We start from the raw sequence: 25,540 nt of genomic DNA, 5'->3' as shown, positions 1-25,540 counted from the left end.
GCCCGTTGCATGCCGTTGCCGCATGTTGCGGCCGAGGTTCGTGCGCGAGTGGCGGTGGTGACGGGCGTAGATTGGGCGGATCGGCCGTCCGGCCGGGAACCGGAGGGCGAGTGAGTTCGCAGCGCGACAGCCACAGCGAGCTGCCGCTCGATCCCGACACCGACGACATTGCGGTCATCCCGAGGCCGCTCCACCTGCGCCCCGCCGCGGTCGGTCTGGTGGCGCTCGGCGGCGCGATCGGTACGGGGGTCCGCCTCGTCGTGTCCGCCGCCATCCCGGCCGAGTGGGGCATCCCCTTCGGCATTCTCGTCATCAACGTGACCGGTGCCTTCGTGCTGGGACTGCTGCTCGAGGTGCTCGTGCGTCGCGGCGACGACACGGGGGTGCGGCGCGGCATCCGTCTCTTCGTCGGCACGGGCGTGCTGGGCGGCTACACGACCTACAGCACCTTCGCCGTCGGTGCCGAGGGGCTGCTGCACACCGATCTGACCGCGAGCCTCGTCTATGGCGCAGTGACGGTCGTGGTGGGTGGCGCCGCGTCGATCCTCGGCATCGCCGCGGGGGCGGCGATCATGCGGAGGGCCCGCGCATGACCGTCATCTGGCTGTGGGTCGCGACGATGGCTGCCGGAGGCGTCGGAGCGGCGCTGCGTTTCGTCGTCGACGGCGCGGTCAAGGCACGGTGGCGGCATCCCTATCCGCTCGGCACGTCTGTCATCAACGTCACGGGCTCGTTCGTGCTCGGGTTCGTCGTGGCGGCCGCCGCAGGGCGCGTCCTGCCGGTCGAGGTGAGCATGATCGGCGGCACCGGGCTTCTCGGGGGCTACACGACGTTCAGCACGGCGAGCTTCGAGACAGTGCGCCTCGCGCAGCAGCGTCGATGGGGATGGAGCCTCGCGGCAGGGTTCGGCCAATTGGTCGCCTGCGTCGCGGGCGCGGCGCTCGGCGCGGTGCTCGGCGCGCTCGTGTGAGCGGAGCCCGAGGCCCGCAACAGTCGTACGATGGAGCGATGTCCACGACGCAGACGTCTTCTGACGACACCGTGACGGATGCCGCGACCCCCGGGCCGCAGTTCCTCAGTCTTCTCGGCGACGCCGACGCAGCCCCTTCGTGCTGCGGTGGCTCCTGCAGCATCGGCTGAGACCGCCGAACGACGATGCCGACCCGGTGACCCGGGTCGGCATCTGTGCGATCACTCGCAGGTCAGTGCCCGACGCCCGGCATCTCGATCGTGTCGGCCGGCTTGCGCACCATAAGCGCGCCCACGATCGTGAGAATCGACACCGCCGCCGCGAAGACGAACGCCGTGTGCGTGCCCGACGCCCACGCCTCGTTCGGCGATGCCCCGTTGGCCGACGCGTTCGCGGTGGACGTCGCCATCAGGGTGACCAGCACCGCGACACCCGCGGCGCCGGCGACCTGCTGCACGGTCGAGAGGATCGCACTGCCGTAGGCGTAGAGGTGCGGCGGGAGAGACCCGAGCGACGCGGTGAACAGCGGCGGGAACGACAGTGCGAGGCCGACGAACATCACCGTGATGATGGGCAGCAGCACCCAGATGGAGGTGTTCGCGTCGACGAAGGTCAGGCCCCACAGCACGGCGATCACGATCAGCGCGCCCGGGATCAGCAGAACGCGGGTGCCCCACTTGTCGTAGATCGCGCCGATCAGCGGACCGGTGAGTCCCATCAGCAAGGAGCCCGGCAGCAGCAGGAGTCCCGTGGTGAGCGCATCGGCGCCGACGGCGCGCTGCAGGTAGAGCGGCAGCACCGTGATCGCGCCGAAGAACGCGAAGGAGAGGATCGTGAACTGCAGGAGCGAGATCGTGAAGTTGCGGTAGCTGAAGACGCGCAGGTCGAGGAGAGCCCGATCGTCGCGCTGCAGACGCAGCTGCCGCAGCACGAGCAGCGTGAGCGCCACGACGCCGACGATCAGCGAGATCCACAGGGTGGCCGACGGGCTCGATGCCGCCCCGCCCTCGCCGCCGATCTGGCTGAGGCCGTAGACGAGGCCGCCGAAGCCGAAGGCGGACAGCACGACAGAGAGGGCGTCGATGCGGGCGTGCGATTGCTCGCCGACATTGCGGATCCACAGCGCGCCGACGACGAGCGCGACGATCGCGATCGGCAGCACGACGCCGAAGATCCAGCGCCAGCCGAGCGTGTCGAGGATGACTCCGGCCAGAGTCGGGCCGAGGGCGGGCGCAAGCGCCATGACGATGCTGACGCGACCCATCATGCGACCGCGCTCGTGCGCCGGCACGACGGTCATGAGCGTCGTCATGAGCAGCGGCATCATGATCGCGGTGCCGGACGCCTGAATGACGCGCGCGACCAGCAGCACCTCGAAACCGGGAGCGAGGAAGGCGACCAGGGTGCCGAGCGAGAAGAGGCTCATCGCCGCCACGAAGATCACACGTGTCGTCAGGCGGCGCAGCAGGAAGCCGGTGATCGGGATGACCACGGCCATCGTGAGCATGAAGGCGGTCGTCAGCCACTGTGCGGCGGACGCCGTGATCGAGAGGTCGTCGATGAGGTGGTCGATCGCGACGCCCATCGTGGTCTCGTTGAGGATCGCCACGAACGCGGCACCCAGGAGCAGCCAGATGACGCGCTGCGCCTGAGGCGTGATGGATGCCGGTGCGGAGGGGATGGTGTCGGTGGATGCCATGGGCGTTCCTCGTCTCGGGGCTGTGGGCGGGGACGTCATCGTCGGGAGTGCGACGGGCGTGTGATGAGCGTAACGGTGGTCACAGACATCCCATTCCCGACTGGTGGCACGATGAGGGCATGGCAGATTCACGACAGCTCGCCTCGGTGCGGGTGCGGGCGGTCGTGTCGATCGTCGCGGGCCTGGCGGGAGGGATCGTCGTGGGCCTGTTCCAGGGGTGGGCGGCCGGCATCCTCTCGGCCTGGGCGGTGCTCGCCATCGTGCAGACGACCTGGGTGCTGGTCGCGACGTGGTCGATGGATGCCGCGGACACCCGAGCGCACGCGACGGCCGAGGACCCGGGTCGACGCACGGCCCGGCTGATCGCCGTCGTCGGCAGCCTCGTCAGCCTCGGCGCCGTCGGCGTGGTCGTGGTCGAGGCGCGCAATGCCAGCGGGTGGGAGGCGTTGGCCCTTGCCGGCATCAGCGTCGTCAGCGTCGCGGCATCCTGGCTGCTCATCCAGGTGGACTATATGCTGCGGGTCGCGCACGTCTACTACACCGAGCCGATCGGCGGCATCCAGTTCAACCAGGACGAGCCGCCGATGTACACCGACTTCGCCTACTTCGCCTTCGGGCTCGGCATGACCTACCAGGTCGCCGACACCAACGTGACGACCAACGAGGTGCGGCGCATCGTGATCGCGCAGACCATGCTCGCCTACCTCTTCGGCGCCGTGATCCTCGCGACGGTCATCAACCTCGTCTCGAGCCTCGGGTGACCCGCTGATGGCGATGGGTATGGGCCACGGAGGCGGCGGCATGGGCATGGGGATGGCCAACGGCATGGGCCCGCGGCCGGCGGGCTTCCGCGGGGTCGACCAGGACGCGCAGCGCAGGGCCAACGCGTCGGCGCCGAAGATCGCCCACCTCGGGCGCCGGGTCGCCGAGCTGTTCCGGCCGTATCGCGCGCGCCTGGCACTCACGATCGTCGCCGTGCTGCTCGGTGCGGCCGTCGCGGTCATCCCGCCGCTGATCGTGCAGCGCATCTTCGACGACGCCCTGTTCCCGACCTCCGGAGGCGGACCCCGCATCCCGTTGCTCGTCGAGCTCGTCTCGATCACTGTCGCGCTCTTCCTGCTCTCGGCGGCGCTGAACTTCTGGCAGACGTGGCTCACCGCCACCGTCGGAAACGCCGTCACCGGCGACCTGCGCGTGCGCATGTTCGACCACCTGCAGGCCATGGAGTTGGCCTTCTTCACCCGCACCAAGACGGGCGTCATCCAGTCGCGTCTGCAGAACGACGTCGGCGCCGTGTCGTCGGTGCTCACCAACACCGTGACGAGCGTGCTCGGCAATACGGTGACGGTGGTCGCCTCCATCGTCGCGATGGTGCTGATCGACCCGCGCCTGACGGTGATCGCGGTCGTCCTGATGCCGGTGCTGGCCGTCGTGCAGCGGCGGGTCGGCCAGGTGCGCGCGCGCATCGCCGGCCAGACGCAGGAGTCGCTCTCGGAGCTGACCGCCATCACGCAGGAGAGCCTGAGTGTGAGCGGCATCCTGCTCTCGAAGTCGTTCAACCGTCAGGGCGACGAGCTGGGGCGCTTCCGTGAGGAGAACGCCAACCAGGTGCGCCTGCAGGTGCGACAGGCGATGAGCGGACAGGGCTTCTTCTCGCTCGTCGGCGTCATCATGGCGAGCGTGCCGGCCGTCATCTACCTGGTCGCGGGCCTTCTGATCGGCGGCGGGGCCGACACGATCACGGCGGGCACCATCGTCGCGTTCACCACCGTGCAGGCCCGGCTGCTGCAGCCGCTCATGGGCCTCATGCGCGTGACCCTCGACCTGCAGACCTCGGGCGCGGTGTTCGCGCGCATCTTCGAGTACCTCGACCTCACGCCCGCGATCCGCGACCGGCCGGGGGCGATCGGCGTCGCGGAGGCGCCGGGCCCGCGCGGCGAGGTGCGCTTCGAGGGGGTGTCGTTCCGCTACCCCGACTCGTCGAGCGAAGCGCGCCCGACGCTCGACGACGTCTCGTTCACCGTCGAGCCCGGCCAGCACGTCGCATTCGTCGGGCCGTCGGGGGCCGGCAAGACCACGATCCTCTACCTCACGCCGCGGCTCTACGAGGCCACGGGTGGCACGGTGCGGTTCGCGGGCGCCGACGTGCGCGACCTGCGGCACGCCGCGATCATCGACGACATCGGCATCGTGTCGCAGGAGACGTACCTCTTCCACGCGACCATCCGTGACAACCTTCGCTACGCGAAGCCGGAGGCGACCGACGCCGAGCTCGAGGCGGCCTGCCGCGCGGCCAACATCCATCACGTCATCGAGGGCTTCGAGCACGGCTACGACACCGTCGTGGGCGAACGCGGGTACCGGCTGTCGGGCGGTGAGAAGCAGCGCATCGCGATCGCGCGCGTGCTGCTGAAGGATCCGCCGGTGCTGCTGCTCGACGAGGCCACCTCGGCACTCGACACGGTGTCCGAGCGCATCGTGCAGGAGGCCCTCGACACCGCGGCGCGCGGGCGCACGACCATCACCGTCGCGCACCGGCTGTCGACGGTCATCGCCTCCGACGTCATCCACGTGGTCGAGCGCGGTCGCATCGTGGAGTCGGGCACGCACGAGTCGCTGCTCGCGGCCGGTGGGCTCTACGCGGCGCTCGCCGCCCAGCAGCTCGCGGCGGTCACCGACCTCGACGCGGACAGGCCCGTCTGAGCGTCACCAGGTCGCGGCGACGGATGCCTCGCGGCCGTCCTCGCGCTCGCTGCTGCGCGCGGTGAGCGCACGGGTGAACTCTCCGAGGGCGCGGCGGTAGGCGGCATCCGGATGCGTCTCGGCGATGCGCGCGAGACGCGGCACATCCATCGTGAGCATCAGTCGCACGCGGGCGTCGGCGGCGGCGTGCTGACCCGCGTCGTCGAGCACGGCCAGCCCCGCGGCCATCGCGTCGAGGCAGTCCCGCAGCACCCCGAGCGTGCTCTCGTGCTGGGTGATGGAGGTTCCGTCGGCCCGCTCGCGCCACTCCACGATCACGTCGGGAACCGTGTCGAATGCGCGGGCGAGCGTGTACATGCGCTGCGCGACCTGCTGGTCCTCGTAGAGGCGTCCCTCAGGGAAGCGCAGCCCGGTGCGTTGCCAGAAGTCGGCGCGGGACACTTTCGACCAGGCCACGATGTTGCCGGATGCCTCGGGGTGCTCCGCGAGCGTCACGCCGCGGCGGGCGGGCGCGGTCGCGGCGCTCACCCAGGGCTGCACGGGTCCGCTCGCATACCCGCCGCCGGGTTGCGGGCGCAGGCGCACGTAGGCGCCGATCGCGAGATCGCTGCCGGATTCCTCGAGCGTGCCGAGCATCGTCTCGAGGGCTGCGGGGGTGTAGCGGTCGTCGGAGTCGAGGAAGGCGACGTACGGCGTCGTGACGGCGTCGAGACCGGTGTTGCGCGCGGCGGCGAGGCCGCGCTGACGGTGGTGCGTGATCACCTCGAAGCGATGGTCGGATGCCGCGGCCGCCGCGTAGATCGCCCCGGTCGCATCGCTCGAGCCGTCGTCGACGAGCACCGCACGCCAGTCGTCTCGGGTCTGCGCACGCAGCGAGGCCAGCGCCTCATCGGCGTAGGCGGCGACGTCGAAACCGGGAACGATGACGGTCACCGCCGGGGAACTCACCCGGCCGATCCTACGGCGGCCACGGCGGAGGTGAGCGCGTTCGCGAGATATTGGGGGTCGATGTGACCGTGATGGTCGAACGTGAACCGCACGGAGGTCTGCGCGACGACCGGGTCGACCCCGAGGGCGAGCAGCACGTGCGAGGGCTCGTCGCTGCCCGCGGCGCATGCCGAGCCGCTCGAGGTGACGACGCCGCGGCGTTCGAGCTCGAGCAGCACTGCCTCGCCGCTCGTGCCGGCGAAGGTGAAGCTCGCGGTGCCGGGCAGTCGATGCACGGGGTCGCCGGTGAGACGCGCCTGCGGCAGCCGCACGAGGGCGGCGGCGACGAACTTGTCGCGCAGCGCGGCGACGCGCGCGGCAGAGGCCTCGCGCTCGGCCTCGGCGAGCTCGAGGGCGGTTGCGATCGCCACGGCGCCCGCGACGTTCTCGGTGCCGCTGCGCCGCCCGCGCTCCTGCCCGCCGCCGTGCAGCAGCGGCTCGACGGGCACGCGCCCGCGGATCGCCGCCACCCCGGTTCCCTTCGGCGCACCGAGCTTGTGCCCGGCGATGACGAGCGCGTCGGCGCCCGTGCCCGCGAGAGGCAGCCACCCCGCGGCCTGCACGGCGTCGAGGTGCAGGGGTACGCCCGCCGTGCGGGTCGCTGCGGCGAGGGCCCCGGCATCCTGCACGGTGCCGATTTCGTTGTTCGCGTACCCGATGCTGACGACCGCGGTGTCGTCGCGCAGCAGGGCGGTGAGCTCCGCCGGGTCGACGCGTCCTGTCTCGTCGACCGGCACCAGGTCGACGTCGAACCCGTGCACCCGGCGCAGGTAGCGCGCCGACTCGAGGATCGACTCGTGCTCGATGGGAGTCGTGATCACGTGGCGCGCGCCGCGCGCGGATGCCGCGGCGATCGCGATGCCCTTGAGGGCGAGGTTGTTGCCCTCGGTGCCGCCCGAGGTGAACGTGATGTCGCCCGCGCGCATGCCGAGCACCGCGGCGACCCGGCGCCGCGCGTCGTCGAGCGCGCGCGCCGCGGCATCGCCGAGCTCGTGGTGGCTCGACGGGTTGCCGAACACGCTCGTGAGGAACGGTGCCATGGCCTCGAGCACCTCGCGGCGCACGGGCGTGGTCGCGGCGTTGTCGAGGTAGAGCCCGCTCATCGCCCGAGGTCGATGCGCAGGTCGAGCCCGAGGTCGAGCGCGCGCGCCGAGTGGGTGAGCGCGCCGACCGAGATGACGTCGACACCGGTCTCGGCGATCTGCCGCACGGTGTCGAGGCTCACCCCGCCGGACGCCTCGATCTGCGCCCGTCCGGCGACAGTGGCGACACCCTCGCGCAGCTGGTCGACGGTGAAGTTGTCGAGCATGATCGTGCCGATCCCCGCCGCGACGACGGCCTCGATCTGGTCGACGCGGTCGACCTCGACCTCGACGTGCGCGGTGTGGGGGAGCCTCGCGATCGCCTCGCGGAGCGCGTCGGTGAGATCTGCCCCGGTCGCGGTCAGCACGCCCAGATGGTTGTCCTTGGCCATGACCGCGTCGGACAGCGAGAACCGGTGGTTGTGCCCGCCGCCGGCGGCCACCGCGTGGCGCTCGAACGCACGCAGTAGCGGGGTCGTCTTGCGGGTGTCGACGATGCGCGCACCGGTGCCCGCGATCGCGTCGACGTACCGCGCGGTGAGGGTCGCGATGCCCGACATGCGCTGCGCGAAGTTGAGCCCGATGCGCTCGGCGGTGAGCACGCCCTGCGCCGGCCCGGTCACCGTCGCGAGCCGGCGTCCGGCGATGAACCGTCCGCCGTCGGCGACGTGCAGACCCACCTCGATGGCCGGGTCGGTCAGCCGGAAGGCGGCCGCGAACACCTCGCCTCCGGCGAAGACGCCGTCCTCGCGCGCGACGAGGTCGGCTGTCGCGACCGCGTCGGCGGGGATCAGCGTCTCGCTGGTGAGGTCGCCCCACGGGGCGTCCTCGTCGAGCGCAAGCGCGACGATGCGGTCGATGGTGCGGGCGGTCAGCATGCGACGACCTCGGTGACGGATGCCGCGGCGTCCGCCGCTGCGGCCGGGTCCGCGTCGGCGCGGAAGTGCGCCCCGACCGAGATGGTGCGCGCACGCGCAGCCGCGACGAGCGCGACGGCGACCTGCAGCAGGTTCTCGTCCTCGCATCCGGCGACCGACGATGCGGCGGCGTGCGGCAGCGACCACGCGGCGAGCACGGATGCCGCTCGCGCGAGCCCGCGGTCGTCGCGCACGAGACCGGCGTGCTGCCACAGCAGCTCCTGCAGCGCGGCGCGGGTGAACGGTGGGGCGTCGGCGGCGGGCGCGGCGGTCTCGAGCGGTGCGGGCGCCGCCGGGAGTGCCGGCGCGGGCCACGCGGCATCCGCGTCTGTGGTCAGAGCCGCCGCGGCGCGCGCGCCGAAGACGGCGCCCTCGAGCAGCGAGTTCGAGGCCAGTCGGTTCGCGCCGTGCACCCCGGTGCGGGCGGTCTCGCCGACGGCGTAGAGGCCGGGCAGGGTGGTGCGGCCGTCGAGGTCGGTCACGACGCCGCCCATGAGGTAGTGCGCCGCGGGCGTCACCGGGATGGGTTCCCGCGCCCAGTCGAGGCCGCGCTCGCGCACGGCGGCATCGATCGTGGGGAACCGTCCGGCGAGGAACGCGGCCGTGCCGGGTGCGTGCAGCCGGGTCGCGTCGAGCGCGACCGGCGCGCCTCCCTGCGCCGCCATGCGGGCGGCGATCGCCCGGGCGACGACGTCGCGCGGGGCCAGCTCGCCGTCGGGGTGCGCATCGAACGTGAAGCGCCGGCCGTCCGGGTCGATGAGGGTCGCGCCCTCGCCGCGCACGGCCTCCGACACGAGGAACGCGTCACCCGCGGCGAGCACGGTCGGGTGGAACTGCACGAACTCGAGATCGGCGACAGCGGCCCCCGCGCGCAGAGCGGCGGCGATGCCGTCGGCCGTGGCGACCACGGGGTTGGTGGTGTGCGCGAAGAGCTGGCCGGCGCCGCCGGTCGCGAGCACCACGGCATCGGCGTGAATCGTGCGGCGGGCATCGCCCTGCTGCAGCTCGACGCCGCTCACCCTCCCGTGCGCGACGACGAGGTCCACGAGGAACGCGTGCTCGACGATCTCCACACCCGACGCCCGCACGGCCGCGACCAGCGCCCGCTCGATCTCGGCACCCGTCGCGTCTCCCCCCGCGTGCAGCACGCGGGGGTAGGAGTGCGCGGCTTCGAGTCCCTTGCGCAGCGACCCGGCGGCATCCCGGTCGAAGGCGACGCCGAGCTCGATCAGCTCGCGGATGCGCGCCGGCCCCTCGGTCGCCAGCACACGCACGGCCGCAGGGTCGCCGAGGCCCGCGCCGGCGGTGAGGGTGTCGGCGATGTGGTCCTCGACGCTGTCGTCGTCGAACATGACGCCCGCGATGCCGCCCTGGGCGTATCGGGTGTTCGCGTGGGCCAGCTCGTCCTTCGTGACGAGGGTGACCCGCGCCCCCGCGCGGGCGGCGTCGCGCGCGACGGTGAGACCCGCGATGCCGCTGCCGACGACGACGGCGTGGATGCTGCGGCTCACTGCGCGCTCCCCGGCGTCTCGACGCGTCCTGCCGGCGGCTTCGCCGCGAGCATGCGCTCGAGCGCGATGCGGGCGGGATCGGCGACGTCGCCCGGCACCGTGATGCGGTTGACGACCTCTCCCGCGACCAGGGACTCGAGTGTCCATGCGAGGTAGCCGGGGTGGATGCGGTACATCGTCGAGCACGGGCACACGACCGGGTCGAGGCAGAAGATCTCGTGCTGCGGGTGCTGGGCGGCGAGGCGCTGCACGAGGTTGACCTCGGTGCCGATCGCGAACGTCGTGGGCTCGGTCGCCGCCTCGATCGCCTTGCGGATGTAGTCGGTCGATCCGGCCTCGTCGGCCGCGTCGACGACGTCCATCGGGCACTCGGGATGCACGATCACGCGCACGCCGGGGTGCTCGGCCCGCGCCTTGTCGATCTGGGCGACCGAGAAGCGGCGGTGCACCGAGCAGAACCCGTGCCAGAGGATGACGCGGGCATCCGCGAGGTCGTCGGCGTTCGAGCCGCCGAGGGGACGGTTCGGATTCCACATCGGCATCTGCGCGAGGGGCACACCCATGGCCTTGGCCGTGTTGCGGCCGAGGTGCTGGTCGGGGAAGAACAGCACGCGGCGTCCGCGCTCGAACGCCCACTCGAGCACCGTGCGCGCGTTCGACGACGTGCAGACGATGCCGCCGTGGCGGCCGACGAACCCCTTGATCGCGGCGGACGAGTTCATATAGGTGACCGGGATGACCGGCACGAGCCCGTCGGCGTCCGCGGCATCCATGTCGCCGTAGATCTCAGCCAGCTGCTCCCAGCACTCTTCGACCTGATCGATGTCGGCCATGTCGGCCATCGAGCAGCCGGCGGCGAGGTTCGGGAGGATGACGGCCTGGTCCGCTCCGGAGAGGAGGTCGGCGGTCTCGGCCATGAAGTGCACGCCGCAGAACACGATCGCCTCGGCGTCGGGGTGGGCCTTCGCGGCGGTCGCGAGCTGGAACGAGTCGCCGACATAGTCGGCGTGTCGCACAACCTCCTCGCGCTGGTAGAAGTGGCCGAGTACGACGACCCGGTCGCCGAGCATCTGCTTCGCCGCACGGATGCGGTGATCCAGATCGGCCGGGTCGGCGTCGCGGTACTCCTGCGGCAGCGAGCCCTGGCGGGGTGACCCGGTGGGGATGACGTCACCCATCGAGGCACCGGGCCCGTAGCCCTCGCTCACGTCGAACGTCCACGGGCTGGCCGCGAGGTCGGTCGTGCAGGTCGCGTCGGCGGATCCGCCGGAGACGAGCGACTGGATGACGTGGTCGACCGACGGATCGATCTCGTCGCGCGGGCGCAGGGCGATGTTGACGGCGCTCATCGCGCCTCCTTCGGGGTGTGCGGTGTGGCTGACTGTTCGCGAGAAGCGGGCGGGGCGGTGCCGAGCGGCCCGCGATCGGAGAGCTCGACGTCGTGGTTGTACCGGTACAGGCGCGCCGGTCGATGGCTGCCCGTGCGGAAGTCGTCGGTGGGGATGAGGGTTCCGGAGCCCTCCACCTGGCGGCGGAAGTTGGCAGGGTCCAGGCGGCGCTCGAGGATCGCCTCGTACACCTCGCGCAGCTCAGCGAGCGTGAACGATCCGGGCAGGAAGCCGTGGGCGATGCGGCTGTAGCCCACCTTGTTGCGCAGGCGCCACAGGGCGTAGTCGACGATCGCGTTGTGGTCGAAGGCGAGGGTCGGCAGGTGGGCGGCGTCGAACCACTCGACGTTCTCGGGGGCGTCGCCGGCGGCGAGGTGCGCGGCCAGCTGAGCGTCGACGTCGTCGGAGCGCAGCAGCGCCCAGTAGACGATCGAGATGACCCGCGAGGGGGAGCGGTCGATGGCGCCGAAGGCGTAGAGCTGCTCGAGGTAGCTCGCGGCGAGGCCGGTCGTCTCGCCGAGGGTGCGGGATGCCGCATCCTCCAGCTCCTCGTCGGCGTCGAGCCATCCGCCGGGGAGGGCCCAGAAGTCGCCGTACGGGTCACGGGTGCGGCGCACGAGCGGCAGGGAGAGCACGGGCAGGTCGCATCCGTCGGGCCGCCGCAGGGTGAAGATCACGGTCGACACGGCGACGCGCGTCGGGTCCGACGGGGACGGTGCCGACGCGGCGCTCTCGGAACGGATGGTTAGTGTCATGATGACCAGAAGCGATCTTAGAGTCTCGATGACTCGAAGGCAAACCGGGACGATTCCCAGCGGATCCGTCGTACCGTGAGACATCCAGGCGGGAGAGGAGGCATCCATGTCGCTCGTCGTCGATGTGATCGCGGTGCTCCTGCTGATCGGCGCGCTCGCCGGTGGCATCGCCCGGGGTCTCCTCGCGAGCGCCGGAGCACTGCTCGGCGTCGTGGCGGCGGGCGCCGCCGCGTGGTGGCTGCTGCCGCTGCTGTCGGGCGTCGTGCCGTGGTCCCAGTGGCGCGGACTCATCGTGCTCGCGGCGGGCATCGCGCTCCTGTTCGCGGGCGGCACGCTCGGCGGCGCCATCGGCATGCGCCTGCGGCGCGGCGTCGACCGCCTGCGCCTCGGCATCGTCGATCGCGTCCTGGGAGGCGCGCTGAGCGTCGTCGTCGCCGCCCTCGCGATCTCGCTCGTGGGGCAGAGCGTGGTGGTGACGGGCACGCCCGTGCTCGCCCCTGCCGTCGCGTCGTCGACGGTGCTGCGCACGATCGACGATCTCACCCCGAGCCCGCTGTCGCAGGCCCTGGCGCAGCTGCGCCAGGGGGTGCTCAGCGACGGGTTGCCGCAGTTCGGGGCGCTGCTCGACGGAGCCGCCACCGCACCCGCCGCCGCCCCGATCGACCTCGCCGACCCGGCACTCAACGCCGCCGCGCAGTCGGTCGCCCGTATCTCGGGCACGGCCTATGCGTGCAGCGAGACCTCCACGGGATCCGGCTTCGTGATCGCTCCGGACCGTGTCGTCACCAACGCGCATGTCGTCGCCGGAGTCACGAACCCCATCGTGGAGCTCCCGGGTCGCGCCGCCGTCGAGGGTCGCATCGTGTACGACGATCCGCACAACGACATCGCGGTCATCGCGACCGACGGGCTGGATGCCGCAGCCATCCCTCTCGGCGCGACACTCACCGCCGGCGCCGCCGCCGTGGTGCAGGGTTATCCCTATGGCGGCCCGTTCACGTCGGGGAACGCCTCGGTCACGAGCGTGGGAGAGGCGCGGGTGCCCGACATCTACGGGAGCGGATCGGACGTGCGCGACATCTACGCCCTGGACGCCGTGGTGCGGCCCGGCAACTCCGGCGGGCCGCTCCTCGACGCGTCGGGACGGGCTGTGGGCATCGTGTTCGCCCGCAGCGACAGCGACCCCAACGTCGGCTACGCGATGACCACCGCCGAGCTGACCTCGGTGGTCGCCCAGGCGGAGAGCATGCAGCAGACCGTGTCGTCGGGCGCCTGCATCCGCTGAGCGCACCGGTGCCGCTAAGCTGGCCGCACAAGTCAACAAGGCCCCGTGACCGTAGCGGGAGAGCTCCGTCGCAGCCGGCGACGGGCACCGAAGGAGCAAGCCTCCCCGCCAATCTCTCAGGTAGCCGTACCGCCCCGGTCGGGCCGCTCTGGAAAGCGACGCATACGCGTCCGCCGACGGTGAAAGCCGCCGCATCCGACGCTGTGACGGATGCCGCGAGCAAGCTCTCAGGCCGATGACAGAGGGGGAGTTCGAGACCGTCGATCGACGGTCGCCCGCCCCTGCACGGGAGAACTCATGACCGACCCCACCTCCACACCCCGCACGACGGCGCTGCACGCCCGTCACGACGCCCTCGGCGCCTCGTTCACCGACTTCGGCGGCTGGCTCATGCCGGTGCGCTACTCGTCCGATCTCGCCGAGCACCGCGCGGTGCGCGAGGCGGCGGGCCTGTTCGACATCTCGCACATGGCCGAGTTCGACGTCGTCGGCGCGGATGCCGGCGCCTACCTCGACGCCGCGCTCGCCGGCCGCCTGTCTGCCCTCGCGATCGGCAAGGCGAAGTACTCGCTGCTGCTCGCCCCGTCGGGCGGCGTCATCGACGACCTGATCGTCTATCGACTCGCCGACGAAAGGTTCCTCGTGATCGCCAACGCGGGCAACCGCGCGCCCGTCGCCGCGGCGCTCGCCGAGCGGGTGGGGGAGTTCGCGGCATCCGTCGCCGACGTCAGTGACGACTATGCCCTGCTGGCGGTGCAGGGCCCGCGCGCCGTCGAGGTGCTCGCCGCCCTCGACGAGTTGACGGATGTCGCGCCCCCGGTCGCCGACCTGAAGTACTACGCGTGGTCGCGGGCGCGCGCCTTCGACGCCGACGTGCTGGTGCTGCGCACCGGGTACACGGGTGAAGACGGCTTCGAGCTCCTCGCCCCCGTCGGCATCGCGGCGCGGCTCTGGGACGCCCTCCTTGTCGCGGGCGAGCCGGTCGGGCTCGTGCCCGCCGGGCTCGCCGCCCGCGACACGCTGCGCCTCGAGGCCGGCATGCCGCTCTACGGCCACGAGCTGACGCTCGACACCCTGCCCGCGCAGGCCGGTCTCGGCCGCGTGCCCGTGCTCGACAAGCCCGACTTCGTCGGAAAGGCCGCGCTCGAGGCCGCCGACCTCACCGATCGCCCGGTGCTCGTCGGGCTGGTCGCCGAGGGCAGGCGCGCCGGCCGCGCCGGCTACGAGGTGCGCACGCCCGACGGCGACGCGGTCGGAGAGATCACCTCCGGCGCGCTCAGCCCCACGCTCGGACACCCGATCGCACTCGCCTACGTCTCGCCCGCGCACGCCGCCCCCGGCACGGCTCTCGCGATCGACGTGCGCGGCACTCTCATCCCCGCCACCGTGACCACCCCGCCCTTCTATCGGAGGAACGCATGACCGACCGCGACGCACTCAAGTACACCGCCGAGCACGAATGGGTGCTCATCGAAGGGGATGTCGCCACCTTCGGCATCACGGACTACGCCGCCGAGAAGCTCGGCGACGTGGTGTTCGTCGAGCTCCCCGCCATCGACGGCACGGTGACCGCCGGCCAGGTGTGCGGCGAGATCGAGTCGACGAAGTCGGTCGGCGAGCTCTACGCGCCCGTGTCCGGCCGCGTCATCGAGGTGAACGGCGACGTCGACAGCGACCCGGCGCTCGTGAACGCCGACGCCTTCGCGGCGTGGCTCGTGCGGGTCGAGCTCGATGGTGAGGCGATCGAGGGGCTCCTCGATCGCGCCGCCTACGACGAGCTCACCGGCGGCGCCGCATGAGCGACGCCTTTCGATCCCGCCACATCGGCACGGCGGGCGACAGCGCACGCCTCGCGCAGACGCTCGGCTACGCCGACGCCGATGCCGTCGTGCGGGCCGCGGTGCCCGACGCCATCCTCACCCCTCGCGAGACGCTGGCGGCCCTGCCGTCCGCGGCGACCGAGCAGGAGACGCTCGCGGAGTTGCGCGGGCTCGCCGCGCGCAATCGGGTGCTGCGACCCATGATCGGGCTCGGCTATTACGACACGAACACGCCGTCGGTCATCGCGCGCAACGTGTTCGAGAACCCGTCCTGGTACACGGCCTACACGCCATACCAGCCCGAGATCTCCCAGGGTCGCCTCGAGGCGCTCATCAACTTCCAGACGATGGTCGCCGACCTCACCGGGCTCGACACGGCCAACGCGTCGATGCTCGACGAGTCCACGGCCGTCGTCGAGGGCATGCTGCTCGCGCGCCGGGCCTCGAAGTCCCGCTCGACGGTGTTCCTCGTCGACGCCGACGCACTGCCGCAGACCAAGTCGCTGCTGGCGCACCGTGCCGCCGCGGTCGGCATCGACCTGCACGAGACGAGCTTCGACCAGTCGCCGCCGCCCGCCGACATCGACGTGTTCGGCGCGTTCATCCAATACCCCGGGGCATCCGGCCGCGTGTGGGACCCCACCGAGGCCATCGCCGCCGTGCAGGCCGCGGGTGGAAAGGTCGTCGTCGCGGCGGACCTCCTCGCCCTCACCCTGCTGCGCTCGCCGGGATCTCTCGGCGCCGACGTCGCCGTCGGCACGACCCAGCGCTTCGGCGTGCCGCTCGGCTTCGGCGGACCCCACGCCGGCTACATGGCGGTGCGGGCGGGTCTCGAGCGCCAGCTGCCGGGTCGCCTGGTGGGGGTGTCGCAGGATGCCGCGGGCCACCCCGCCTACCGGCTGTCGCTGCAGACGCGGGAACAGCACATCCGGCGGGAGAAGGCGACGTCGAACATCTGCACCGCGCAGGTGCTGCTGGCCGTCATGGCCTCGATGTACGCCGTGTATCACGGCCCCGACGGCCTGCGGGAGATCGCCCGGGCGGTCGCCGCCCGCGCCTCCTCACTCGCGGACGCGCTCACGTCGACCGGCGCCGAGCTCGTGCACGACGCGTTCTTCGACACGGTGCGCGTGCGCGTGCCGGGCCGCGCGGCGGCGATCGTGGCGGACGCGCACGGCCGCGGCATCCAGCTGCTTCTCGTCGACGACGACACCGTGGGCGTCTCGGTCGATGAGACCACCACCGCAGCCGACCGCGACGCGGTCGTGCAGGCGTTCGGGGGAGCGGCGGGCGCGGCGGGCGCCGGCGCGCTGGGAGTTTCCGCGCACCTGCCGGCATCGCTGTCGCGCATCGACGAGTTCCTCACGCACGAGGTGTTCCACGCGCACCGTTCCGAGACGCAGATGATGCGGTACCTCAAGAGCCTCGCCGATCGCGACTACGCGCTCGACCGCGGCATGATCCCGCTCGGCTCGTGCACGATGAAGCTCAACGCGGCCACCGAGATGGCGGCGGTCTCGTGGCCCGAGTTCGCGAAGATCCACCCGTTCGCGCCCGCCGAGGACGTCGAGGGCTACCTCGAGCTGGTCACGCAGCTCGAGGGCTGGCTCGCCGAGCTCACCGGCTACGACGCCGTCTCGCTGCAGCCGAACGCCGGCTCGCAGGGCGAGCTCGCCGGACTCCTTGCGATCCGCGGCTACCACCTGTCCCGCGGCGACCTCTCGCGCACCGTGTGTCTCATCCCTTCGTCCGCACACGGCACGAATGCGGCATCCGCGGTGCTCGCCGGCATGAGCGTGGTCGTGGTCGCGTGCGACGACGCGGGCAACGTCGACCTCGACGACCTGCGCGCGAAGATCGCGCTGCACGCCGATGCGCTCTCCGCGCTGATGATCACCTACCCGTCGACCCACGGTGTGTATGAGCACGACGTGCTCGCGATCACCCAGGCGGTGCACGACGCGGGCGGTCAGGTCTACATCGACGGTGCCAACCTCAACGCGCTGCTCGGATTCGCGCGGTTCGGCGACCTCGGCGGCGACGTGTCCCACCTGAACCTGCACAAGACGTTCGCGATCCCGCACGGCGGGGGCGGCCCCGGAGTCGGGCCCGTCGCCGCCAAGGCGCACCTCGCACCGTTCCTGCCGTCGCACGACCAGGCGCAGCGCCACGAGCACGCCGGCGGGTTCAGCTTCGACGGCGGAGCGATCTCCGCGGCGCCCTACGGTTCCGCCTCGATCCTGCCCATCTCGTGGGCATACGTGCGGATGCTGGGGCCCGAAGGGCTGCGCGACGCCACCTCGCACGCCGTGCTCGCCGCCAACTACGTCGCTCAGCGCCTGCGGTCGCACTATCCGGTGCTGTACACGGGCGAGAACGGGCTCGTGGCGCACGAGTGCATCCTCGACCTGCGTCCGTTGCGAGACGAGACCGGCGTGACCGTCGACGACGTCGCGAAGCGGCTGATCGACTACGGCTTCCACGCGCCGACCATGTCGTTCCCCGTCGCGGGCACGCTCATGGTCGAGCCGACCGAGTCGGAGGATGTGGCCGAGCTCGACCGCTTCATCGAGGCGATGATCTCCATCAAGGCGGAGGCGATCGCCGTAGGCGCGGGCGAATGGCCCGCCGACGACAATCCGCTCGTGAACGCGCCCCATACGGCGCAGTCGGTCATCGCGGGGGAGTGGGAGCATCCCTACCCGCGGGAGTTGGCGGTCTACCCCGTGGCATCCCTCGTGCGCGGCAAGTACTGGCCGCCGGTGCGCCGCATCGACAACGCCTTCGGCGACCGCAACCTGGTGTGCGCCTGCCCGCCCGTGGAGGCGTTCGCCTGACCGCTGCGTCGGTGCGGCCGCGGCTGCGTGGCCGTCGCCCGTCTGCTGCCGCCGCCGCCCTGGCCGCAGCGCCCGCCGCTCTGCCGCAACCCATCCGCGCGAGAAGCCACGATGCGCAACGCGCTGCCCCGCGCCCTCCGCGCAACGTGCCGTGTCGACGCCGTGAGGGCGGCCGGGCGCCCACCCCGCCCCGGTGGGCGCCCGGCTCGTGCGGGGGCTCTAGGTCGAGCGCGGGTTGCGGCCCACGTCGGCGAGCAGCGACGGGCGTCGACGATCGGTGCGTGGCACACCGGCCTGCGCGAGGAGCCGCTCGAGACGGTGCGGATGGAGCGCATCCCGCCACTCCCATCGCACGACGGCGCGAAGCTGGCGTCGCAGGCGGTCCTCGCGTCGTTTCTCCGCGATGAATGCGGCCCGTGCGGCTCGCGGATCGTGGGTCGGGTACTTGTCCCACCCATCGAACTCCCCGGCGACCGACGCCCGTCGCCACAAGAAGTCCGTTCGATCGCGAGCACCCTCGCTCCGGAAGACGCACTGCAGCTCGGGTGCCTCCAACCCGAGCCAGGAGATCACGGCTCGACTGACCGACTCCCCGACGGACTCGCTGTTCGCGACCGCGAACCCCAACGCCCATTCCGCGCGGCGCCTCCCGTGGGCAGGTGCGCGCGTCTCGAGGCGGTGCTGCAGTTCGTCACGCATCGTCGATGCTGCCGGGTGCGCGGCGATCGCGGCATCCATCACGGCGAGGCCGAACGCCGGGGGCAGCACGTGCGCGAGGTCGATGGATGTGTCGGCCGCGTCGACGACGGCGATCGTACCGCCCGCGTCGACGCGCCGGGCAGTCGCGCTGGTGTGCACGGTGACATCGCCGAACGAGGTGGATCGACGCAGCCCGGGAGCGAAGGCATGGATGCGGCGCGGCTCGCCGAACAACGGGAGTCCGAGGAGTGCCGCCGCGGACTCCATGCAGAACACGGTGTTCGGGCGTATCGCCGCCAGGGCGTGCACGCGCGTGAGGTAGCGCTCACGCGCTGCCAGGCGGTCCCACTCATGTTGAGGGGCGTAGACGCCGCGTCGGACGCGGTGATACCCGGGGAGGTCGCGCGGACGCCCGACCGGAGCATCGTCGTCGGCGATCTCGGGGGGGACCGGTGAGGGGACGAGGAACGCAGTGACGCTCATCGCGCCAGCCTGCCCGCCGCACCGCCGGATCGACCGTGCATCCCCTCACACCGGTGCACAGCGATCGCATTCGCCGCGCGGTGGAGGGAACGTCACCACGTGCCCGCTCCCGCAGCCGTGGGACGGAGCGTTCCGCGACGCACGGTCGGCCGTAGGTCGCGCGTCGTGCCTTCCAGCGCACTTGTGCACCGGAAGGCACGACGCAACGGTGCACCGCGGCGGCTCAGCCGAAGACGCCCGGCCAGAGCGAGACGGCGAGCGGATATCCGATGAACGCGACGACGTCGATGAGGGTGTGGGCGATCACCAACGGCATCACCCGGCCCCAGCGGCGATAGCACCAGCCGAAGACGACCCCCATCACCGCGTTGCCGATGATCGCGGGAACTCCCTGATACGCGTGGTAGAGCCCTCGCAGACCCGCTGCGGTGAGGATGATCGCCCACCACGACCAGCCGAGCCGCCGTAGCCTGTCGAAGAGGTAGCCGTTGAACACGACCTCCTCGAGCACGCCGGCGCGCAGCGCCGCGAGCAGGAGGAGCGGGACGGTGTACCACGCGGCATCCAGGGGCGACGCCTGCACCTGAAGGGTCAGCCCGAGCAGTCGACCGACCACGTAGAGCCCGAGCCCTGGCACGCCGATGACCGCGGCGAGAAGCGCCGCACGACCCAGGTCGCCGCCGAATCGGCGGAAGTCGAGCCCGATGCGTCGCAGCGCGCTGTCGCCCGCGCTCCACAGCAGGTAGACGACCAGCGCGATCAGCACGAAGCTGAAGAACACATCGAGGAACTGGTAGAGGATGTCCCAGAACGCCGCGGCGTCCTGCGTAGGGTTCAGCTGCGTCTGCGCGTCGCCGACCGTCTGGCCGCGAGACATCGTCTCGATCGTCGTGCGCACGATCGACAGCACCGAGTACAGGGCCCACTGGCCGACGCTGACGCCGAGGACGAGCCAGACCTCCCAGCGCAGCCGGGTGCGGTCGAAGCCCTCGGCCCGCGGGCGCTCGGCGGGAAAGGGACGCGTCGTCTCGGTCACCCCGGCATCGTTTCACGGGATGCCGCTTCCGCCGTGATGCGCAGGTAAAAGGCGCATCGGCCCGCTCTGCACCCCGACTGTGCAGATTGCGCATCGCACCGTCATTCGCGTTAAGGGTATGTAACGGTTTCCGGTCCGGCTTTGAACAGGCGGATGGCCGTGCTTAGGGTTTCCGTATCTGCGCCATGCGAAGTTTTCGGACTTCGTGTGGGGCCACATCCCTTCTCATAAGGAGTCACCAAGTTGAAGAAGTCACGTCTCGGAGTGGTGATCGCGGCAGCAGCCGCGGGTGCCCTCCTGCTGGCGGGCTGCACCACGAGCGGCACCACCACCAAGCCCCGCTCGGGCGGCACCGTCACTGAGGCCATCGTCAACGACCTCACCTCGCTCAACAGCAACACGCCGCAGGGCAACCTGGACACGAACGGTCAGTACGCATACCTGACCAACGCGACGTTCCAGTACCCCGACAACAACTTCAACGTCGTGGCGAACACCGACATCGGCACGTACGAGAAGACCTCGGACGACCCGCTGACGGTGAAGTACACCCTCAAGTCGGGTGCGAAGTGGTCCGACGGCGAGCCCATCACCGCTGATGACATGGTCCTCGCCTGGGCGATCGCCTCGGGTCACTATGACGACGCCACGTTCGACGCCGACGGCAACGTCACCAAGGGCACGCAGTACTTCGCCATCGCGGGTTCGACCGCGGGAATCGACAGCACCGCCTTCCCGACCATAGGTGACAACAACACGTCGATCACCCTGGTCTACGGCCAGCCCTACGTCGACTGGAACCTCTTCTCGCCGCTGGCTCAGCCGGCGCACATCGTCGCGAAGAAGGCCGGCCTCACGTCGGCTGCCGACCTGACGAAGCTGCTCCAGGGCCTGCCGAAGGGCGACCCGACCAACCCGGTCGCGCCCAACGCCACGCTCGAGGCCGCCGCGAAGTTCATCAACACGGGCTACGACATCACCTCGTTCCCGACCGACAAGGACCTCCTGGTCTCGAGCGGCCCCTGGGTCCTCTCGGCCTGGACCCCGGGTCAGTCGCTCGAGTTCTCGCTCAACCCGAACTACTCGGGCAACCTCAAGCCGCAGATCGACAAGCTCGTGATGCGCGTCATCCCTGACGCCGCGGCCCAGGTCACCGCCCTGCAGAACGGCGAGGTCGACATCGTCTACCCGCAGGCATCGGCCGACACGAAGAAGTCGCTCGAGGCCATCACCGGCGCGACCGTCCTCACGGGCAACCAGGTCTCGTACGACCACCTCGACCTGAACTTCAAGTCGTCGGTGTTCAGCGACGCGACCGTGCGTCAGGCCTTCCTCCTCACGATCCCGCGCCAGCAGATCGTCGACGCGATCGTGAAGCCGGTCAACCCCGACGCGAAGCCGCTGGACTCGCAGATCTGGCTGCCCAACCAGTCGGAGTACGCGACCACCATCGCGCAGAACGGCTCGGCCGCGTATGACTCGGTCGACATCGAGAAGGCCAAGAGCCTCCTCGCGGGCAAGACCCCGACCGTGAAGATCCTCTACAACTCGAAGAACCCCAACCGTGTCGACGAGTTCCAGGCGATCCAGGCGTCGGCCAAGCAGGCCGGATTCAACGTCGTCGACGGCGGAGACCCGAAGTGGTCGTCGCTGCTCGCCGGTGGCGACTACGACGCCTCGCTCTTCGGCTGGATCAGCCCCGGTGTGGGCACCGCCCAGATCCCCCAGCTGTTCAGCAGCCAGGGTGGCGGTAACTACAACGGCTTCACCGCCGCGAACGACCAGGCTCTGCAGACCCAGACGACGCTCGACCAGAGCAAGCTGACGGACCTGCAGCTGCAGATCGACAAGATCGCCTTCGAGCAGGGCTACGGCCTGCCGCTCTTCCAGGCCGCCGGTATCTACGGCGTCTCCAGCAAGGTTCAGGGTGTCCAGTACATGGGCAACCAGACCGGACCGATCTGGAACAACTGGGAGTGGTCGGTGCAGTCGAGCACCAGCTCCAAGTAAGGTCATGATGCTGGGGGTGGCGTCCGAACAGGGCGCCACCCCCAACTTCTGTCAGTGATCACCGACGCGGGGTGAGCCGGAAGATCCCGGTGAGCTCCGCGCGTGAGCGAGGAAAAAACACACCTTGGTCGGATTCATCCTCAGAAGAATCGGCGTATCCGTTCTGATTCTCGTCGCGGCGTCGTTCGTGATGTTCAACCTGGTGGCGCTGTCCACCGATCCCCTTGAAGACCTGCGCACCTCGATCCTGCCCAACAAGGAGCAGTTGATCCAGGCGCGCATCCAGATCGGCAACCTGGATGTCCCGCCGCCGCTGCGGTGGTTCATCTGGATCGGCGGGGCCGCCAAATGCCTCGTCCCCTTCGCCGGGCAGTGCAGCCTCGGCCAGACGTTCCAGGGGGCGCAGGTCACCGACCTGCTGCCGACAGCCATGCTCTCGACCGTGCAGATGGTCACCGCGGCACTCATCCTCGCGATCCTGTTCGGCATCGCGACCGGCATCCTGTCGGCCATCCGTGAAAACAGCGGCTTCGACATCACGTTCACCGTCATCAGCCTGTTCCTGTACTCGCTCCCGTCGTTCCTTGCGGCAACGATGCTCAAGAGCTTCGTCGCGATCGGGTACAATAACTTCCTCGCTTCACCAGAGGTGCCGATCTGGCTCTCGATCGTGATCGGTCTCGTGCTCGCGCTGATCATCCAGGCGGTCGTCGGCGGCGAGATGCGGCGACGCATCATCACGACCGCCTCCGCCTTCGTGGTCTCGGCGGGTCTCCTGATCTACATGAGCGCAACCGATTGGTTCGCCCAGCCCGCCATCGGACCGGTCGGCATCATCGTGCTGAGCCTCGGCATCGCTGCCGCGGTCGCGGCGATCCTGGCCGGCATCTACAACCGCCGCGGACTCATCACGGCCGGCATCGTGGCGGTCATCGGCATCGCGTCGTACTTCGCCGTGCAGCCGCTGCTGGATGTCTCCACGGTCGGCACGATCGCGATCCTGGCCATCGCCGCTCTCGTCGTCGGCGCTCTCGTCGGCTTCCTCGTGGGCGGCGACGACCGTGGTCAGAACATCCGCATCGGCATCCTGGTGGCGTTCTTCATCGGGTTCCTGATCATCATCGACCGACTCATGCAGTCGTTCCCGGGCTACATGTTCGACATGAACGGGCGTCCGATCGCGACGGTCGGGTCGTCTACTCCCGGATACGACCCCGGCAACATGTGGCGTTCCGCGCTGGACACCTTCTTCCACCTGCTGCTGCCCACGGTCTCGCTGCTGACGATCTCGTTCGCGGGTTACACGCGCTACGCGCGCGCCGGAATGATCGAGGTGCTCGGGCAGGACTACGTCCGCACCGCCCGCGCGAAGGGCATGCCCGAGCGGGTCGTCGTGGTGCGCCACGCCTTCCGCAACGTGCTCATCCCGATCACGACGCTCGTTGCGACCGACCTCGGCGCCCTGCTCGGTGGCGCGATCATCACCGAGTACATCTTCGGTATCCCAGGCATGGGCGCGCTCTTCCAGAACTCGCTCGGCCGAGGTGACGTGTACCCCGTCATGGGCTACTTCCTCGTGATCGCGTTCATGGCCATCCTGTTCAACTTCCTCGCCGATCTCAGTTACGCGGCACTCGACCCGAGAGTGAGGGTCCGCTGATGTCCACCTCTCTGCCCAGCTCCGTCGACACCGTCGACCACCGCTCTGTCAGCCAGGGCCGCCTGATCCTGCGGCGATTCCTGGGAAACCCTGCCGGTGTCGTTTCCCTGATCGTGCTGCTCGCGATCGTCGTGTTCGCCACGACCGCCATCGGGATCGGTCCGATCCACGGGTGGTGGAAGTGGAACTACACGGATCCGGATCCGAACATCGCCGTCGACGGTGCCCCGACTCTCCAGCTGTGGCCCTTCTCGCTCGGTGACCACCCGTTCGGACAGGACCGCATCGGTCGCGACTACTTCGCGATGGTGATGCGCGGCATCCAGAACTCGTTCGTCGTGATGATCCTCATCACCGGCATCGCTGTCGTGCTCGGCGTGATCGTCGGCGCCATCGCGGGTTACTACCGCGGCTGGGTCGACGCGGTGCTCATGCGCATCACGGATGTCTTCATCGTCATCCCCGCCATCGTGCTCGCCGCGGTCGTCGGAAACTACGCGGGCGCTGTCGGCGTGTGGATCCTCGGCGTCATGCTCGGCGCCGTGAGCTGGATGGTCATCGCCCGTCTCGTGCGCGGTGAGTTCCTCTCGCTGCGCGAGCGCGAGTTCGTCGAGGCGGCTCGGGTTGCCGGGGCATCCGACGCCCGCATCATCTTCCGTCACATCCTGCCCAACGCGACCGGTGTCATCATCGTCTCGGCGTCGCTGCTGGCCGCGGCCGCCATCCTGCTCGAGTCGGCGATCTCGCTGCTCGGCTACGGCATCCGCTCTCCTGATGTATCGCTCGGTCTGCTCATCGGGGCGAACCAGTCGGCGTTCGCGGTGCGGCCGTGGCTGTTCTGGTGGCCGGCGTTCTTCATCGTGGCGCTCGCGCTGTCGGCGAACATCTTCGGCGATGCCCTGCGGGAGGCCTTCGACCCGCGCAGCCGTCGGTTCTCGCGGCGTCGCACCAAGGAGGCCCCGGTGCAGGACGTGCCCGCCGAGGTCGAGGCCGAGGTCGAGCTGAGGTGATCCGTTCAGGCCAGAGCGATCGCGGGCAGGCTCGCGGTGAGCAGCGCCACGACGGTCGCCAGGCTCGCCAGGTGAATGCGTACTCGCGCGCGCTGTGCGTCGGCCCGGCCGAGCGGGATCCGTTCCGCTTCGGCCAGGCGCATCCAGCGGTCGCGCACGATCGCCGCGAGGTCGCCCGAGTCGGTCCCGAGCGCCGACGACGCGCGTCGTCCGCCGTCGCGATCGGCCGGTCCGATCGCCGGGTGGGCGCTGGCGGCGCCGGTGATCGGACGCGTGAGGGGTCCCGGCGCCGGAGCGGCTGCGGCGCGGTAGCGACGCTGCGGGGTGACGAGGGTCAGCGCGAAGCGCGTGTCGACATCGATCAGGCTGCTCCAGGCGACCGTCACGGTGTGGAACGGGTTCACGAGGGTGACATCCGCGTCCGTCACGACCACCCGCGGGCGCCAGAAGAGTTCCCACACCAGCAGCGCGAGCAGCGCGACCGGCACGAGCGCCCACAGGCGATGGGGCTCCCCGAGCGCGATCGCGTAGCCGACGGCTGTCGCCCCTCCCAGTCCGATGAGGGCCCAGCCGCTCACCGACAGCACGATGCTCGTGGTCGGTCGGAATACCAGGGTGTCGCGCTCATCCACAGCTTCATCCTCCCATCCGCGTCGGCGACCGAACCGGGTCGCCACGACGCCACCGA

22 protein-coding genes and 2 riboswitches are annotated in these 25,540 nt (G+C 70.5%); of the genes, 12 read left to right on the top strand and 10 right to left on the bottom strand.

Annotated elements, in window-relative coordinates:
* Positions 1 to 110: 110 nt before the first annotated feature.
* Genes BGO15_RS12320 through BGO15_RS12310 form a run of 3 tightly spaced genes read left to right on the top strand, consistent with a single transcriptional unit; the run spans position 111 to position 1,140 of the window.
* A complete protein-coding gene (locus BGO15_RS12320; RefSeq protein ID WP_235557479.1) occupies positions 111 to 593 on the top strand; it encodes a fluoride efflux transporter FluC in 483 nt (160 codons plus the stop codon).
* On the top strand, positions 590 to 970 hold the full coding sequence (crcB, locus tag BGO15_RS12315; RefSeq protein WP_056207291.1) for a fluoride efflux transporter CrcB: 381 nt from the start codon (positions 590 to 592) through the stop codon (positions 968 to 970). Before BGO15_RS12320 ends, crcB begins: the two co-directional genes overlap by 4 nt.
* A 38-nt stretch (positions 971 to 1,008) precedes the next feature.
* Positions 1,009 to 1,140, top strand: a complete 132-nt coding sequence (locus BGO15_RS12310) for a hypothetical protein (RefSeq protein ID WP_268768859.1) — start codon at positions 1,009 to 1,011, stop codon at positions 1,138 to 1,140.
* A 62-nt stretch (positions 1,141 to 1,202) separates the two neighbouring features.
* Here BGO15_RS12310 and BGO15_RS12305 read toward each other — a convergent pair whose 3' ends face one another.
* Positions 1,203 to 2,669, bottom strand: a complete 1,467-nt coding sequence (locus tag BGO15_RS12305; protein WP_273190591.1) for a DHA2 family efflux MFS transporter permease subunit — start codon at positions 2,667 to 2,669, stop codon at positions 1,203 to 1,205.
* 119 nt (positions 2,670 to 2,788) lie between these two features.
* Here BGO15_RS12305 and BGO15_RS12300 point away from each other — a divergent pair, with 119 nt between their 5' ends.
* Positions 2,789 to 3,430, top strand: coding sequence for a DUF1345 domain-containing protein (locus BGO15_RS12300; protein WP_056207288.1), 642 nt, complete (start codon positions 2,789 to 2,791; stop codon positions 3,428 to 3,430).
* Between the two features lie 46 nt (positions 3,431 to 3,476).
* Positions 3,477 to 5,372 carry an ABC transporter ATP-binding protein gene (locus BGO15_RS12295; RefSeq protein WP_082483062.1) on the top strand — a complete coding sequence of 632 codons (1,896 nt, stop codon included), beginning with the start codon at positions 3,477 to 3,479 and terminating at the stop codon, positions 5,370 to 5,372.
* A 3-nt stretch (positions 5,373 to 5,375) separates the two neighbouring features.
* Here the strand turns inward: BGO15_RS12295 and BGO15_RS12290 are convergent, their stop codons facing one another.
* The 6 genes from BGO15_RS12290 to BGO15_RS12265 are packed head-to-tail and all read right to left on the bottom strand — an operon-like array spanning position 5,376 to position 11,943.
* Positions 5,376 to 6,320, bottom strand: a complete 945-nt coding sequence (locus tag BGO15_RS12290) for a glycosyltransferase family 2 protein (protein WP_045248706.1) — start codon at positions 6,318 to 6,320, stop codon at positions 5,376 to 5,378.
* Positions 6,317 to 7,462, bottom strand: coding sequence for a cysteine desulfurase family protein (locus BGO15_RS12285; protein WP_056207285.1), 1,146 nt, complete (start codon positions 7,460 to 7,462; stop codon positions 6,317 to 6,319). The genes BGO15_RS12290 and BGO15_RS12285 overlap by 4 nt, the downstream gene beginning before the upstream one ends.
* Positions 7,459 to 8,319 carry a carboxylating nicotinate-nucleotide diphosphorylase gene (gene nadC / locus BGO15_RS12280; protein ID WP_056207283.1) on the bottom strand — a complete coding sequence of 287 codons (861 nt, stop codon included), beginning with the start codon at positions 8,317 to 8,319 and terminating at the stop codon, positions 7,459 to 7,461. The genes BGO15_RS12285 and nadC overlap by 4 nt, the downstream gene beginning before the upstream one ends.
* Entirely contained in the window at positions 8,313 to 9,869 is a 1,557-nt protein-coding gene (gene nadB, locus BGO15_RS12275; protein ID WP_235557481.1) for an L-aspartate oxidase, read from the bottom strand. Before nadB ends, nadC begins: the two co-directional genes overlap by 7 nt.
* Entirely contained in the window at positions 9,866 to 11,218 is a 1,353-nt protein-coding gene (gene nadA / locus BGO15_RS12270; RefSeq protein WP_056207281.1) for a quinolinate synthase NadA, read from the bottom strand. Before nadA ends, nadB begins: the two co-directional genes overlap by 4 nt.
* Positions 11,215 to 11,943: an NUDIX hydrolase gene (locus BGO15_RS12265; protein WP_045248749.1), complete on the bottom strand. Its 729-nt coding sequence runs from the start codon at positions 11,941 to 11,943 to the stop codon at positions 11,215 to 11,217. The genes nadA and BGO15_RS12265 overlap by 4 nt, the downstream gene beginning before the upstream one ends.
* A gap of 175 nt (positions 11,944 to 12,118) precedes the next feature.
* Here BGO15_RS12265 and BGO15_RS12260 point away from each other — a divergent pair, with 175 nt between their 5' ends.
* From BGO15_RS12260 to gcvP, 4 genes are all read left to right on the top strand, one after another.
* A complete protein-coding gene (locus tag BGO15_RS12260; protein WP_045248710.1) occupies positions 12,119 to 13,297 on the top strand; it encodes a MarP family serine protease in 1,179 nt (392 codons plus the stop codon).
* A 45-nt stretch (positions 13,298 to 13,342) separates the two neighbouring features.
* Positions 13,343 to 13,439: riboswitch (glycine riboswitch) on the top strand.
* A riboswitch (glycine riboswitch) is annotated at positions 13,440 to 13,549 on the top strand.
* Positions 13,550 to 13,594: 45 nt separating this feature from the next.
* Positions 13,595 to 14,719, top strand: coding sequence for a glycine cleavage system aminomethyltransferase GcvT (gcvT, locus tag BGO15_RS12255; RefSeq protein WP_056207279.1), 1,125 nt, complete (start codon positions 13,595 to 13,597; stop codon positions 14,717 to 14,719).
* Positions 14,716 to 15,096 carry a glycine cleavage system protein GcvH gene (gcvH, locus tag BGO15_RS12250; protein ID WP_045248712.1) on the top strand — a complete coding sequence of 127 codons (381 nt, stop codon included), beginning with the start codon at positions 14,716 to 14,718 and terminating at the stop codon, positions 15,094 to 15,096. Before gcvT ends, gcvH begins: the two co-directional genes overlap by 4 nt.
* Positions 15,093 to 17,954 carry an aminomethyl-transferring glycine dehydrogenase gene (gene gcvP, locus BGO15_RS12245; RefSeq protein ID WP_056207277.1) on the top strand — a complete coding sequence of 954 codons (2,862 nt, stop codon included), beginning with the start codon at positions 15,093 to 15,095 and terminating at the stop codon, positions 17,952 to 17,954. Before gcvH ends, gcvP begins: the two co-directional genes overlap by 4 nt.
* A gap of 219 nt (positions 17,955 to 18,173) precedes the next feature.
* Here gcvP and BGO15_RS12240 read toward each other — a convergent pair whose 3' ends face one another.
* The gene (locus BGO15_RS12240; RefSeq protein ID WP_056207275.1) at positions 18,174 to 19,136 is read right to left on the bottom strand and encodes a hypothetical protein; all 963 of its coding nucleotides are present in this window, start codon (positions 19,134 to 19,136) and stop codon (positions 18,174 to 18,176) included.
* 223 nt (positions 19,137 to 19,359) lie between these two features.
* Entirely contained in the window at positions 19,360 to 20,172 is an 813-nt protein-coding gene (locus BGO15_RS12235; RefSeq protein ID WP_056207273.1) for a CPBP family intramembrane glutamic endopeptidase, read from the bottom strand.
* Between the two features lie 243 nt (positions 20,173 to 20,415).
* Between BGO15_RS12235 and BGO15_RS12230 the strand changes: the two genes are divergently transcribed.
* From BGO15_RS12230 to BGO15_RS12220, 3 genes are all read left to right on the top strand, one after another.
* Positions 20,416 to 22,182 (top strand): ABC transporter family substrate-binding protein, encoded by a 1,767-nt coding sequence (locus tag BGO15_RS12230; protein WP_056207271.1) that lies wholly within the window; start codon positions 20,416 to 20,418, stop codon positions 22,180 to 22,182.
* Between the two features lie 124 nt (positions 22,183 to 22,306).
* A complete protein-coding gene (locus BGO15_RS12225) occupies positions 22,307 to 23,842 on the top strand; it encodes an ABC transporter permease (protein ID WP_056207269.1) in 1,536 nt (511 codons plus the stop codon).
* Entirely contained in the window at positions 23,842 to 24,852 is a 1,011-nt protein-coding gene (locus tag BGO15_RS12220; RefSeq protein ID WP_056207267.1) for an ABC transporter permease, read from the top strand. Before BGO15_RS12225 ends, BGO15_RS12220 begins: the two co-directional genes overlap by 1 nt.
* 5 nt (positions 24,853 to 24,857) lie before the next feature.
* Here the strand turns inward: BGO15_RS12220 and BGO15_RS12215 are convergent, their stop codons facing one another.
* The gene (locus tag BGO15_RS12215) at positions 24,858 to 25,484 is read right to left on the bottom strand and encodes a PH domain-containing protein (protein WP_235557482.1); all 627 of its coding nucleotides are present in this window, start codon (positions 25,482 to 25,484) and stop codon (positions 24,858 to 24,860) included.
* Positions 25,485 to 25,540 lie beyond the last annotated feature (56 nt).

It is taken from the genome of Microbacterium sp. 71-23, from assembly GCF_001897265.1.
Taxonomy (GTDB): domain Bacteria; phylum Actinomycetota; class Actinomycetes; order Actinomycetales; family Microbacteriaceae; genus Microbacterium; species Microbacterium ginsengisoli.
Note: the sequence above shows the minus strand (reverse complement) of the source record. Positions and strands in the feature narration are given on the sequence as shown.